Origin of the sequence: Oryzomonas japonica (assembly GCF_008802365.1) — a bacterium.
Taxonomy (GTDB): Bacteria; Desulfobacterota; Desulfuromonadia; order Geobacterales; family Pseudopelobacteraceae; genus Oryzomonas; species Oryzomonas japonica.
This window is the reverse complement of record NZ_VZQZ01000001.1, coordinates 404,106-417,720: the sequence shown is the minus strand read 5'-3', so window position 1 is coordinate 417,720 and position 13,615 is coordinate 404,106. Positions and strand designations below refer to the sequence as shown.

Annotated in this window: 6 protein-coding genes; all 6 read right to left on the bottom strand. The window is 61.0% G+C overall.

The features are described 5' to 3' along the window. Positions 1-101: 101 nt before the first annotated feature. A complete protein-coding gene (locus tag F6V25_RS01825; RefSeq protein ID WP_151126686.1) occupies positions 102-3,002 on the bottom strand; it encodes an ATP-binding protein in 2,901 nt (966 codons plus the stop codon). A 33-nt stretch (positions 3,003-3,035) separates the two neighbouring features. Next, a complete protein-coding gene (locus tag F6V25_RS01820) occupies positions 3,036-4,760 on the bottom strand; it encodes an acyl-CoA carboxylase subunit beta (protein ID WP_151126683.1) in 1,725 nt (574 codons plus the stop codon). A 138-nt stretch (positions 4,761-4,898) separates the two neighbouring features. Then, positions 4,899-5,462, bottom strand: coding sequence for a helix-turn-helix domain-containing protein (locus F6V25_RS01815; protein WP_149307409.1), 564 nt, complete (start codon positions 5,460-5,462; stop codon positions 4,899-4,901). A 140-nt stretch (positions 5,463-5,602) separates the two neighbouring features. Continuing rightward, complete coding sequence (locus F6V25_RS01810; RefSeq protein WP_151126681.1) at positions 5,603-6,880, bottom strand: (Fe-S)-binding protein; 1,278 nt, start codon at positions 6,878-6,880, stop codon at positions 5,603-5,605. A 414-nt stretch (positions 6,881-7,294) separates the two neighbouring features. Continuing rightward, on the bottom strand, positions 7,295-8,776 hold the full coding sequence (locus F6V25_RS01805; RefSeq protein ID WP_151126679.1) for a glutamate synthase subunit beta: 1,482 nt from the start codon (positions 8,774-8,776) through the stop codon (positions 7,295-7,297). 60 nt (positions 8,777-8,836) lie between these two features. Then, on the bottom strand, positions 8,837-13,417 hold the full coding sequence (gene gltB, locus F6V25_RS01800; RefSeq protein WP_151126677.1) for a glutamate synthase large subunit: 4,581 nt from the start codon (positions 13,415-13,417) through the stop codon (positions 8,837-8,839). Positions 13,418-13,615 lie beyond the last annotated feature (198 nt).

The following is a 13,615-nucleotide window of genomic DNA, read 5'->3' as shown; positions in this document are numbered from 1 at the left end:
CAGCGGACCCCCGTTTCAGGCGAGGTCCGCTGATACATCGAAGAATCCACAACCGGCTCCGGTCCTGATGCAGTTCCTTACTCCATGAACCGGATTGCCGGTCAGATGACCGCCTTCAGGTATTCGGCCGTCCGTTCGCGTTTCTCGCGTTCCAGAACTTTGGGGTCTACCTCGACAAATTTCTCGTCAGGCGTGATCTTGAAGAGTGGTTGCCCCTTCTGCACGATCGTCCCGTCGCCGCCGTCCATGATGATCTTGTCGATAGTCCCGGAGAACTGCGCCTTGATCGTGTTGAACATCTTCATGACCTCGATGATGTAGAGCGGCTGGTCCTTCTCGAAATGCATCCCCTCATATACGAACATGGGGAGCCCCGGCGCTTCCTGGCCATAGTACATTCCCCCACAGGCGGCGACGATTTCATCGGCCTTGGTTGCGGGCGGCGGCACCAGAACCTTTTTCATCCGCGCCTGCAGGTCTGGGTCGGTGAGGTAATCGGGAATGACGATCTCCAGATCGTCCTGGACATGCATATCCCAGAACCGGGTGTTTCCGCCGACCAGGAACAGCATGCCGAGCAGTTCGAGTCCGGCTTCGTAGCCGAAATGGGCTGAACGGATCTGGTCCCACTGTTCGGCGTCAAAGCCGCCCTGGGGTTGTTCCTTTTTCAGCAGTTCGTTGAGCTGGAAATATTCGTCGCGCGCCAGGCCCAACTTCTCGCGCAGGGTGCGGTAGAAATGCAGCGACTGTTGGAGCAGTTCGTTGTCATGGTTCCAGATGATCTCGGCCGCCGGTTTGTGCGGACGATAGGACATGTGCATATATTCGTACGTCTCGTTGAGGACGCCGAGGGGATTCCGCAGCCAGATGACGCGGCCCTTCTCGATGCGGAAGTTGATCGTATTCATGCTCAGCCAGCCGGAGAGCAGGTGGGGGTCACCCAGGAGGCGTTCCATGGGACGGGTGATCAAGGTCCCCTTGCGGTCCAGCAGGGCCGACATGTGTTTGCGCTCCCTGGCACACACCTCGGGCTGGTCGGCATATTGTTCGCAGACGAGCTTGTCATAGTGTTTCTTCATCTGCAGGAAGGCGTACACCGGGTCCAGCCTGTTGGCCTCTTCCTTCAGGGTTCCGACCAGGGTCAGGTACGGGACCACGAACCGGGTGGTCGGCTTGGCCATGACGTTCCTGCCCAGAAACCAGTTCACGAGGCCGTAATGGAACTCAAGATTGGTTGCCAGGGCGCTGCCCCGCAAGGTGGTGCTGCGCAGTACCTCGGACAGGTGTTCGTAGCTGGCAAAGCGGTCCTCACCCTTGGTCAGCAGGAGGGCAATATTGGAATCATAGGCCCCGGCCACCTTGTACTTCATGAAGACGGCGGTATCCGGGTTCAGCATGCTGATCCCCTGATCGTCCCGGATCTCCCCTTCGATCGGCTTCGACCAGTAGCGGATCATGCCGCCGGCGTGGGGGGAGAGAGAGGCATCGGTGGCGTTCAGGCGGGCCTCTACGGCCGCATTGAAACGGACGATCCGCTCCGGCTTGGGGAGGCGCTTCTTGTGCCGCGCCAGGAGGGCCATGGCCTCCACCAGGGATTCGACGACAAAGAAGTCGTTTTTGTTCTTGGGATTGACGAACTTGAGGCTGTAGCAGAGTTCCGTGACCCGGTGTTCCACCTGGATGCGGGTGTTCACCTCCATGAAATAGTGCCGGTCGCGGTCAACGATGCACTCAAAGGTCGAGGCCGAGTCCAGGCCGACCGCCTGACCGAAACGGGCCGATTCCTCCTCCATCCGCTGGAGCACCTTGAGGTCGCTCTCCAGGGCCGCGACCTCTTCCTTCCTGCCCGCAGCCTTTGCCTTGGCAATGGCGTCAGCCAGGCTTTCCTGGGTGACGGAGACCTCCAGCAGTTTCTGTTCATGCATCTGCAGGGAACAATCACGCCCGCCCAGGGCGATGCACCATTCGCCGTTGCCCAGCAACTGGATCTCGTTGTGGCGGGTCTGCTCGATGTTGAGTTCGATCAGGATGTTCTTGTTATCGCCGACGCCGTTGGCCTTGACCTCGTTCAGGATCTCCCGGACCATGGCCGGGGCCTCGGCGGCCGCCTTGGCGATCATCTTTTCGTCGGCATTCTTCGCCGCCAAAAGCGCGGCGCCCACAATGCGCTGTCCCTTGCCGCCGCCGCCGCCGATGGCCTTCAGGCGGAAACGGTTGCGGGGGTAGTTGCGGAACAGTCCGGCCACCTCATTCTGGACCTGGGCGCACAACTCCTCGATGGTAAAGAGGTCGATCCCCTTGGCATAGGAGGCGGTCAGGACATGGTCGGCCAACGCTTCAAGCGACACCTTGGCGTCCTTGAGCACCTTGGCATCACAGACGAGCCCCTCGGCCTTGACCAGCGCCAGGAGCTTCTCGCGGGTGGGATGTTTCTTGAGCAGGGTCAGGGCCGTTACGTTGTTGACACCGGGGGTGACGCTGACATTCACCGTCAGGGCGGTCCGCTTGGCTTCGTCCTTCTTGCCGGCCCGGGCCTGGGTGTTTGCGCAGGGGCCGATGAAGGTGAGTCCGGCCTTCTCGATCTCGGCAACGAATTCCTCATCCTCGGCCATGAAACCATAACCGGCAAAGATCGAGTCGTAGCCGTTATCCTGGGCGATCTCGATGATCTGGTGGATACGCTCCACCCGTTCTTCCTTGCTGGCGCCGGTATAGTCGGGCACGCGGTGCACCCGGTTGGAATCGGTCAGCTGGCGCAGTTCGGGGGCCAGGGCGGTGGGATACACGATGGAATCCTTTTCGGAGAGCAGGATACCGAAGTGGGTGATGCCCATCTCCTGGTACACATCCATCGCCTCCTTCCGGATCGGGCCGCGGCAGACGATGAGCGGTTTCAGGTCCTCGCAGGAAAAGGAGCGCACCCACTCGGAAGCGGCACTGCTCAGGCGACGAGCCCGATGGGTCAGGGGGTTGTTCAGGTAGTAATCGGAAGCTTGTGACATGGGTCTCTATCTCCAATCTCTTCGTAAAATAGATTAGTGGAACTCGCGCTGCACCGCCTGCATTGGAGAAGGCTTGTAATGGCGAAGGAAGAAATTCAGGTTCTCGCCAAGCACCTTGCGCAGGTCCGTGGGCATCACGAGTGAGGAGATGGAGCCCAGACTGAGCGCTTCTTTGGGGTTCATCAGCTCTTTTTCATACCGGAGGTTAAGCTCGGCCTCCCGCGCCTTCAGCCACTCGGTCGCATCCTTTTCGGCCTCTTTCTTGGCCTCGCCAGGCTCCATGCCGGCGGCGGTCCGTTCCTGGGTCCCCAGCTTCACCTGCTCGGCGACCGCGTTGCGCACCTTGCGGAGTTCATCCTTGTAGACGAACTCCTTGCCGGCCGGCCCCATGACCGCCAGGCGGGTGGTCGGCAGCGCCAGCACCAGGTCGGCGCCGGTGGGGTAGTTGTTATAGGAGGCATAGGCCCCGCCGTAGGCGTTGCGGATGATCAGCAGGATGCGCGGCGTTCTGATATCCACGATGGAATCCAGCATGGCGCGGCCGGCCTGCACGATGCCGCGGGCCTCCTGCTCGCGTCCCGGCAGGAAGCCGGTGGTATCCTCCATGAAGATCAGCGGGATGTTGTAGATGTTGCAGAAACGGTTGAAGCGGGCGATTTTGTAGGCCGCATCCACGTCGATCTGGCCGGAGGCCACGGCGCTGTTGTTGGCCACGAAGCCGACCACGTTGCCCCCCAAGCGGCCAAAGGCGGTGATGGCATTGCGCGCCCGATCCCGCTGCATCTCGAAATAGTCGCCATGGTCGCAGATCTGCTGGATCATGATCGACACATCGAAGGGGGTATTGAAGCCGGTGGGGGAGTTGAAAGCCTTTTTCAGGAGCGTATTGATCTCCCAGGTCTTGCGGTCCAAGGGGTCGCTCGTCTGTTGGAAGGGAGCCAGGACGCTATTGTTGTCCGGCAGGTAATTGAGTAATTGGAGCGCGCTTCTCAGGGCGCCCACCTCGTCCTCCACGGTGAGGTCGGCGACGCCCGACAGCCCGTGCACCTTGGGGCCGCCGAGCTCCTCGGGGGTGACATCCTCTCCCAGGACCGACTTGACGACGCCGGGGCCGGTCAGGCCGAAGAACGTATCGTTGGGCTGGATCACAAAACTGCCCTGGCGGGGGAGGTAGCTGCCGCCGCCGGCATTGAAGCCGAACATACACATGATGCTGGGGACAACGCCGCTGATCTTGCGAAGCGCCGTAAAGGCCTCGGCATAGCCGTCCAGGCCGCCGACCCCCGCAGGCACGTAGGCACCGGCGCTGTCGTTCATGCCGATCAGCGGAATGCCCTTTTCCCCGGCCATCTGGAACAGGCGGGCCAGCTTGTTGCCGTTGGTGGCGTCCATGGAGCCGGCCCGGACCGTGAAGTCATGGCCATAGATCGCCACATCCCGGCCGCGGATATTGAGAATGCCGGTGACCAGTGAGGCACCGTCGAGATTCTTGCCCCAGTTCTGGAACAGGATATTCGGTTCGTTTTCGGTAAGGACGCGGATCCTCTCCCAGACGGTCATCCGCTTTTTGAAGTGCTGCTTTTCGATCTGATCGATCTTGACCGATCGGATGGGGCGATGAATCAGGTCATGCCCCTCCTTCATCACCTCTTCATAACCGCCGGTCTTACCGGGAATCTCTCCGGGAATCGTGAATTTGACAACCTCAGGCGGGGCAAAGGGGTTTTCCAGTGACGGTTTAATCGCTTTCTTGGACATCTCCGCTATCCTTCCGATACAGGGGATTTTTTAGCAGTGCCAGGTTCTATTCAGAAACACATCTTGTTATTGCGCATGAAATTGCCATGGGAACAGAAGGGGCGGCAGGAGCGGACTTGCCGTATCCCGGAGGGAGAACTATCTCGTCACGACGGCCAGCACCTTCACCTCTTCCCCGTCCTTGGAAAGCAGGCGATGCTTCAGGGCGGAATCGAAGTAGACGCAATCCCCCTCATAGAGCGTGATCTTGCGGTCATCCAGCAGCAGGTCGGCCGTTCCTTTCATGACGAAAAGGAACTCCTCGCCGTCGTGGCTGTAGGTGTTTTCCTCAAGCGCCTTTTCCGCGACCGTAAGAAGAAAGGGCTCCATCTTCTTGCTCTGCTTGCGGAAGGAAAGCGATTCATAGGAATAGCCCTGGCTGGTGCCGGCGCGGGAGATCACCCGCGGAATAACCTTGCGCTCGTGGGAACGGACCACCTCGAAGCGGCATTCTTCCTCGTCCTCGGCAAAGAACATCCCGATTTTGACATCAAAGAACTTGGCAATCTTGGACAACGTGGCAATGGGCGGAGAGACGTTGTTGTTCTCGATCTGCGAGATGAGGGCGGGAGAAAATCCCGTTTCCCTGGCCACTGCCTGAAGGGTCATTTTCTTCGCGAGGCGCAATTTTTTGATTTTTGCCCCAATATTGAAGTCGCTCATTCATACCCTACCAGAAATAGAACCCATTTTTATGCCGGGCTTTGTATACAATTTGTATTGTTATGTCAATAAAAAATTTTTATCAAGAACAAAGAAGATAAGCAGTGATAAAAAACCTTTAGCGACAATAAAAAGACGTATCACAATTTCAGTTGACGGGCAAGAAGTTGCAATGTGTGCAGCACCTGGACGCGGGAACCGTGCTGTTTCAAACCATCGGAAAGTTGCATCATGCAGCCGGGGCAACCGGTCGCCACGACTTGGGCGGCGGTATCGATGATGGCGCGGCTCTTGGCGTCGTTGATGGTCATGGACGAACCGTAGTGGTAGACATTGAACGTGCCGCCCAGGCCGCAGCAGCGGTCGGCCCCTTCCATCTCGGTCAGTTCGATGCCCGGCGTCCCTCGCAAAAGCTCCCGGGGCTGTTTGGTCAAGCCGCGGGTGCGCAGGTGGCAGGGATCATGGTAGGTCACGCGCACAGCGTCGCCCGCGCCGGTCTCGGCGGGGCTGAGCCCCAGGTGGTGCAGCAGTTGGGAGGCATCCACGGTCTTTGCCGCCAGGGCATCCAGCCGCGCCCGCAGTTCGGGATTGCGCTTGCCCACCACCAGCGGGTAGAAGCGATGAAGGGCGCCGCTGCAGGTGGCGCAGGCGCTCATGACATAGTCGGCTTCATATCGTTCCATCTCCGCCAGATTCTTCTCGGCCAGCCCGCGCACCGTGGCGATATCTCCACCGGACATGGCCGGCAGGCCGCAGCACTGCTGCCCCTTGGGGATGATCACCGTGCAGCCCAGGTGACGAAAGAGCGCCAGGGCCGCTTCGCCGATCTCGGTATAGACGAAGTTGGTCATGCAGCCGACAAAGAAGACGATCCGCGGCTTGCCCGGTTCGCCAGGGATAACCTCGGGATGCCGGTCCATGAACGGTTTTTTGGCGATGGCCGGGATATGGCGTTTCCGGCCGATAAACGGCACCGGGAAGCGCAGCCGTAGCCCCGATGTTTCAGGAACCTTTCTGAAAAAGAGCGGGCCGAGGATGCTGGCCATCTTGGCGCCCATCTTCATCAGGGTGCGGTGTTTGATCACCTGGCCGACAGCCGCGTGGAAGGTGGTCAGGCCGCGCCGCGCCGCCAACGCTTCCCGTGCGGCAACAACGATCTCGTCGGTCGGCACCTCGTTCGGGCACTTCTCCACGCAACTGCCACACAACAGGCACTTGGACATGGCCACATAGGTCTGGTCGTCCAAATCGATGTCGTTTTTGAGAATATGTTGGGCCAGGGCCACCTTGCCGCGGGCAACGGCCGGCTCACGCTGGAATGCGGTGAAGGCGGGGCAATTTGCCCGGCAGGCGCCGCATTTCACACATTTTTTCAGGTCTTTTTCAACTCGCTTGAGGGGGTCTTGAGGGTGTTCCACAGATACGTTCCTTTTCCCTGTACTGCAAAGTTTGTCCGTATGCACGCCCCACTGGAATCGGGGAGCAATACGGAATTTCTAACAATACCACAAAAATACAATTGGATACTAGACTAGTACTGCAAGCAACGACTGTCAAACGATTAATCAGGTCTTTTTACTGGTATATGGCACGATGAGGCACGATAAATGTGTGGCGGATACCGCCGGGAGAGAAGGCAACGGGGGAGGCAATTTACCGTGAGCGGCAACGTTCTACGGCGACGACGAGAGGGGATGCGGGACGATTTCTCCACGCTACCCCTGCAACGAAAAAGCGCCGGCAGTCGAATGAAATTCCTCTGCCGGCGCGCGGATGGTTGCATATCCAAGAAGGTTGCAGCGGGGTGCCGTTTCCGGACCGCCACGATTAATTTACGGCAATTCCGTGGAGCCCATCAGGTAGCGGTCGCATTCCCGCGCCGCGCCGCGTCCCTCGTTGAAGGCCCAGACCACCAGGCTCTGGCCGCGGCGGCAGTCCCCGGCGGCAAAGACACCCGGCAGGCTGGTGGTGTACCGGCCATAGTCGGCCCTGACGTTACTACGCGGGTCCCGTTCCAGCCCAAGTGCGTCGAGCAGCGCCTGTTCCGGCCCGAGAAAGCCCATGGCCAGCAACACCAGACCGGCAGGGCGCACCTGTTCGGTGCCCGGCACCGGCTTGGGCGTGAACTGCCCACGGTCGTTCTTTTCCCAGGCGACCTCAACGGTGCGGACCGCCGTGACCGTGCCGTTCCCGTCCCCTTCGAACCCCGTAGCGGTAGTCAGGTACGTCCGCGGGTCGGCGCCGAACTTGGCGGCGGCCTCCTCCTGGCCGTAGTCCACCTTATGTACCTTGGGCCATTCGGGCCAGGGATTGTCGGCGGCGCGTTCCTCGGGCGAACGGGGCATGATCTCCAGTTGGGTGACCGAGCGGCAACCATGGCGCAAAGAGGTGCCGACACAGTCGGTGCCGGTGTCGCCGCCGCCGATGATGACCACATCCTTGTCCCGGGCCGAGATGACGTTGCCGGTTCGGTTGAGCACCGCCTTGGTATTGGCTGTCAGGAAATCCATGGCAAAGTGGACCCCAGCAAGGGCACGCCCCTCGACGGGGAGATCGCGCGGTACGGTCGCCCCGGTGGCCAGAACCACGGCGTCGAACTCGCTACGCAGCCGGTCGGCCGGGAAGGCCGCGCTGCCGATTTCGGTGTTGCAGACAAAGGTAATCCCCTCCGCCTCCATCAGCTTTATACGACGCTGGACCACCTGACGCTTGTCGAGCTTCATGTTGGGGATACCGTACATCAAAAGCCCCCCGGGCAGGTCCTCCCGTTCGAAAACCGTCACGCTGTGACCAGCCCTGTTGAGCTGCGCCGCCGCCGAAAGGCCGGCCGGGCCGGAGCCGACCACCGCCACCCGCTTGCCGGTGCGGACCTGGGGCAGTACCGGAACGATCCATCCCTCGTCAAAACCGCGCTCCACAATGCTGACTTCGATATTCTTGATGGTGACGGGTGGGTCAATGATGCCGAGTGTGCAGGACCCTTCACAGGGGGCCGGGCAGACCCGCCCGGTAAACTCGGGGAAGTTGTTGGTCTTGTGGAGCCGGTCAAGCGCCTGTCGCCAGAGATTGCGGTAGACCAGATCGTTCCACTCCGGGATCAGGTTATTGACCGGGCAGCCGCTGGCCATGCCGCTGATGAGCTTCCCGGTATGACAAAAGGGGATGCCGCAATCCATGCAGCGAGCCCCCTGGGTACGCAGGGACTCGTCGTCCATATGGAGGTGAAACTCGTTCCACCCCTTGATCCGCTCCAACGGCTCCCGGTCGGCCGGCACTTCCCGCTGGTATTCCAAAAATCCGGTTGTTTTTCCCATGTCGTTTTCCTATATCGATGTGTTTGAATTCGAACCCATTCCGCCTAACGCACTGACGGCCTATTTCCCCTCGAGCCGGGCGTTTTCCTCGAAAGCGGCGGCCAGTGCCTCATCGCCGCTCAGGCCGGCGGCCTGCGCCCTTTCCAGGGCCTGCACGACCCGTTTGTAGTCCTTGGGCATGACCTTGACAAACCGTGGAAGGAATCCATCCCAATCTGCCAATACGGCCGCAGCACGCTCACTCCCGGTCAACTCGCCATGGCGGCCGATCATGCCTTTGAGGGTGGCCGCATCCCGCTCGTCCAATTCCTCGAGTCCGACCATCTGGGTATTGCAGCGGCCGCTAAAATCACCCTCTTCATCGAGCACGTAGGCCACGCCGCCGCTCATGCCGGCCGCAAAGTTGCGCCCCGTCGGGCCGAGGATCACTACCGTACCGCCGGTCATATACTCGCAGCCATGGTCGCCCACCGCCTCTACCACCGCATTGACGCCGGAGTTGCGAACACAGAAGCGCTCACCGGCCATGCCGCGGATAAAGGCTTCACCGCTGGTGGCGCCGTAGAAGGCCACGTTGCCGGCTATGATGTTCTCTTCCGCCTTGAAGGGCGACCCCTTGGGGGGATAGACCAGGATCGTGCCGCCGCTGAGCCCTTTGCCCAGGTAGTCGTTGGCGTCGCCGCACAACCCCAGGGTGACCCCCCGGGGAACGAAGGCCCCGAAGCTCTGACCGGCCGAACCGTTGAACAGCAGGTTGACGGTCCCGTCCGGGAGCCCTTGGGGGCCGTGATGGCGGGTGATCTCGTTGCCGAGGATCGTCCCCACCACCCGGTCGACGTTGGTGATGGGCAGTTCCGCGTCAACCCTCTCCCCCTTTTCGATGGCGGGCTTGCAGAGGTCCAGCAGCCTGGTCATGTCGATGGATTTCTCCAGGCCATGGTCCTGGGGCTCCGTGCAGTAGCGTCCCACATCCAGGCCGACCTGGGGCTGGTACAGGATGTTGGAGAAATCGAGCCCCTTGGCCTTCCAGTGGGCAATGGCCTTTCGGGGTTCCAGAACGTCCGCGCGTCCGACCATCTCGTTCAGGGTCCGGAAACCGAGTCGGGCCATGATCTCCCGCAACTCCTGGGCCACGAAGCGCATGAAGTTGACCACGTATTCCGGCTTGCCGGTGAACTTGGCACGCAGGGCCGGGTCCTGGGTGGCTACGCCGGTCGGGCAGGTGTTGCTGTGGCAGACCCGCATCATGACGCAGCCGAGGGAAACCAGCGGCGCGGTGGCGAAGCCGAACTCCTCGGCCCCCAGCAGGGCGGCGACGGCGACGTCGCGACCGGTCTTGAGCTGACCGTCCGCCTCGATGACGATGCGGCTGCGCAGGTTGTTCAACACCAGGGTCTGGTGTGTTTCCGCCACGCCCAACTCCCAGGGGAGGCCGGCGTGCTTGATACTGGATACCGGCGAGGCGCCGGTGCCGCCGTCGTAGCCGCTGACGAGCACCACATCGGCATGGGCCTTGGCAACGCCGGCCGCGATGGTGCCGACCCCCACCTCGGACACCAGCTTGACGCTGATGCGGGCGCGGCGGTTGGCGTTTTTCAGGTCATGGATCAGTTCGGCAAGATCCTCGATGGAATAGATATCGTGGTGCGGCGGCGGCGAAACCAGACCGACCCCCGGGGTGGTATGGCGGGTCTTGGCGATCCAGGGAAACACCTTCTGGCCGGGCAGCTCGCCCCCCTCCCCCGGCTTGGCCCCCTGGGCCATCTTGATCTGGATCTCCCGGGCGTTGGTGAGATAGTCGCTGGTAACACCGAAGCGGCCCGAGGCCACCTGTTTGATGGCGCTGTTCTTGGAATCGCCCAACTCGTTGGTCCAGGTGAAGCGTTCCGGGTCCTCCCCCCCCTCGCCGGTATTGGAGAGACCGCCGATCCGGTTCATGGCGATGGCCAGCGCTTCGTGGGCCTCCTGGCTGATGGAGCCGTAGGACATGGCGCCGGTCTTGAAGCGCTTCATGATCTCTTCCACCGGTTCGACCTCCTCAATCGGCACCGGGACGGTCGTTTCCCGGAAATCCATCAGGCCGCGCAGGGTGTACAGGCGGGTGTCCTGTTCGTCGATCAGCGACGAGAACTGCTTGAATTCATGGTAGTCGCCGGTGCGGACCGCTTTCTGGAGCGAACTGATGGTGAGTGGGTTGTACTGGTGTTCCTCCCCGGCCTCGCGCCACTGGTAGACCCCGCCGGCGTCCAGGGTGGGATCGGCGGGCACCCGCTCGGGCCAGGCCCGGTGATGCCGCGCCAGTAATTCGGTGGCGATCCCGTCCAGATCGGTGCCCCCGATACGTGACGGCGTCCAGGTAAAGTACCGGTCGATTACCGACTGATGCAGGCCGACCGCCTCGAAGATCTGGGCGCCGCGGTAACTCTGCACGGTGGAGATGCCCATCTTGGCCATGGTCTTGACGACCCCCTTGATGGAGGCCTTGATAAAGTTTTTCACCGCCTTCTTGTAGGTGATGTCCGTCAGCATCCCCTGCCGGATCATGTCGTCCAGGGACTCGAAGGCCAGATAGGGGTTGATGGCGTTGACGCCGTAACCGAGCAGCACGGCAAAGTGGTGGACCTCTCGCGGCTCGCCCGATTCGAGCACCAACGAAACCCGCGTGCGGGTGGCCGTCCGGATCAGGTGATGGTGAAGCCCGGAAACCGCCAGCAGGGCGGGAATGGCGGCATGGTCCTTATCAACTCCGCGATCGGAGAGGATCAGAATGGTGGTGCCAGCCTCGACCGTTATGACGGCGGCTTCGAAAAGCCTCTCCAGGGCCTTCTCCAGTCCCGCGGTCCCCTGTGCCACCGGGAAGAGCAGCGACAGGGTTACGGCCTTGAAATCGGGTTTCTCCACATGGCGCAGTTTTTCAAGTTCCTCGTTGGAGAGCAGAGGGTGTTCCAGCCTGATCATGCGGGCGCTGGTAGCGGTCGGCTTGAGCAGGTTGGCCTCGGAGCCGATCAGGGTGGTTGTGGAGGTGATGATCTCCTCGCGGATCGGGTCGATGGGGGGGTTGGTCACCTGGGCGAAGAGCTGCTTGAAATAGTTGTAGAGCAGTTGCGACTGATCGGACAGCACCGCCAGCGGCGTGTCAGTGCCCATGGAACCGAGCGGCTGGACGCCGTTCAGCGCCATGGGCCCCAGGATGACGCGCTGATCCTCGAAGGTGTAGCCGAAAGCCTGCTGGCGCTGAAGTACCGTATCATGGTCCGGTCCGTACACATGGAGCGCATCGGGCAGGTCCTCGAGAAGGATATGATTATCCCGCAACCACTCGCCGTAAGGACGGGCGTCCGCCAATTCGCGTTTGATCTCCTCGTCCGGCACGATGCGTCCCTGTTCCGTATCCACCAGGAACATCCGGCCGGGCTGCAGGCGCCCCTTCAGCAGGACGCGCTCCGGCTCGATCGGCAGCACCCCGGCCTCGGAGGCCATGATCACGAGATCATCGCTGGTGACATAATACCGTGACGGCCGTAGGCCGTTGCGGTCGAGTACGGCGCCGATGCTGCGGCCGTCGGTAAAGGCGATGGCCGCGGGACCGTCCCATGGTTCCATCAGACAGGAATGGTACTCGTAAAAGGCCTTTTTGGCGGGCTCCATGGTCTCATGGTTTTCCCACGGCTCGGGGACCATCATCATGACGGCATGGGGCAACGAGCGGCCGGCCATGACCAAAAGCTCCAGGCAGTTGTCGAACATGGCCGAATCGGAACCGTCGGTGTTTATGATCGGCAGCGCCTTCTTGATGTCGTCCCCGAACAGGTGGCTGGCAAAAAGCGACTGGCGGGCATGCATCCAGTTGACGTTGCCGCGCAGGGTGTTGATTTCGCCGTTATGGGCCAGGAAGTGATAGGGGTGAGCCCGGTCCCAGCTGGGAAAGGTATTGGTGGAAAAACGCGAATGCACGAGCGCCAGGGCGGTCTCCATGTCGGGATCGCGCAGGTCGGGGTAGTACTGGTCCACCTGAACCGGCATGAGCATGCCTTTGTAGATCATGGTCCGGCTGGAGATGCTGACCACGTACCAGCACTCGTCGACCCCGGCCCGGCGGATCTCGTTGATGGCGCGTTGATTGACGATGTACAGCTTGCGGTTGAGCTCCTGTTCGTCGGCGCACTCCTCGCAGGTTTTGAAAAACAGTTGGCGCACCACCGGTTCGCTGGCCCGGGCGGTAGCGCCAAGGGACGCGTGGTCAGTGGGCACATCACGCCAGCCGATGATCGCGAGCCCTTCCTCGGCCACGATCTTTTCCAGCACATGGCGAGCGCTGTTGCGCTCGGTCGGGTTGGGCGAGGTGAACACCATGGCGACCCCGTAGCGGAACGGCTCGGGCAACTCTATGCCCAACGGCGCGCAGACTTTGCGCAGAAACCGGTCCGGCATCTGCAAGAGAATGCCCGCGCCATCCCCGGTATTGGGTTCGCAGCCGCAGGCACCGCGGTGATCGAGATTTACAAGGACTGTCAGGGCCTGCCGCACGATTTCGTGGGATTTTGCCCCCTTGATATTGGCCACAAAGCCGACACCGCAGGCATCGTGTTCGAACTGGGGATCGTAGAGGCCCTGTTTTTTAGGTGGTTCGATGTTTTTCATATGGCTACCTTTATGTATGGTGCTGGTATCTTATTATGTACCGCTCGACGGTGAGGCGGGTAGAGGATGAACGTGATACGGTGCATGCTCTTGCAACGGGGATGTTCAAACGGCGTTTAAAGGAGTTAACATACCTATTTGCACGGATATTTTCAACACCAAATGCCGAGTGTGACAAGAAAGCGCGATATTCGGGCG

Bases quoted from the DNA above. Each gene is read 5' to 3' on its own strand.
- F6V25_RS01820 (WP_151126683.1), bottom strand. From the start codon at position 4,760: ATGTCCAAGAAAGCGATTAAACCGTCACTGGAAAACCCCTTTGCCCCG.
- F6V25_RS01805 (WP_151126679.1), bottom strand. From the start codon at position 8,776: ATGGGAAAAACAACCGGATTTTTGGAATACCAGCGGGAAGTGCCGGCC.
- gltB (WP_151126677.1), bottom strand. From the start codon at position 13,417: ATGAAAAACATCGAACCACCTAAAAAACAGGGCCTCTACGATCCCCAG.
- F6V25_RS01815 (WP_149307409.1), bottom strand. From the start codon at position 5,462: ATGAGCGACTTCAATATTGGGGCAAAAATCAAAAAATTGCGCCTCGCG.
- F6V25_RS01825 (WP_151126686.1), bottom strand. From the start codon at position 3,002: ATGTCACAAGCTTCCGATTACTACCTGAACAACCCCCTGACCCATCGG.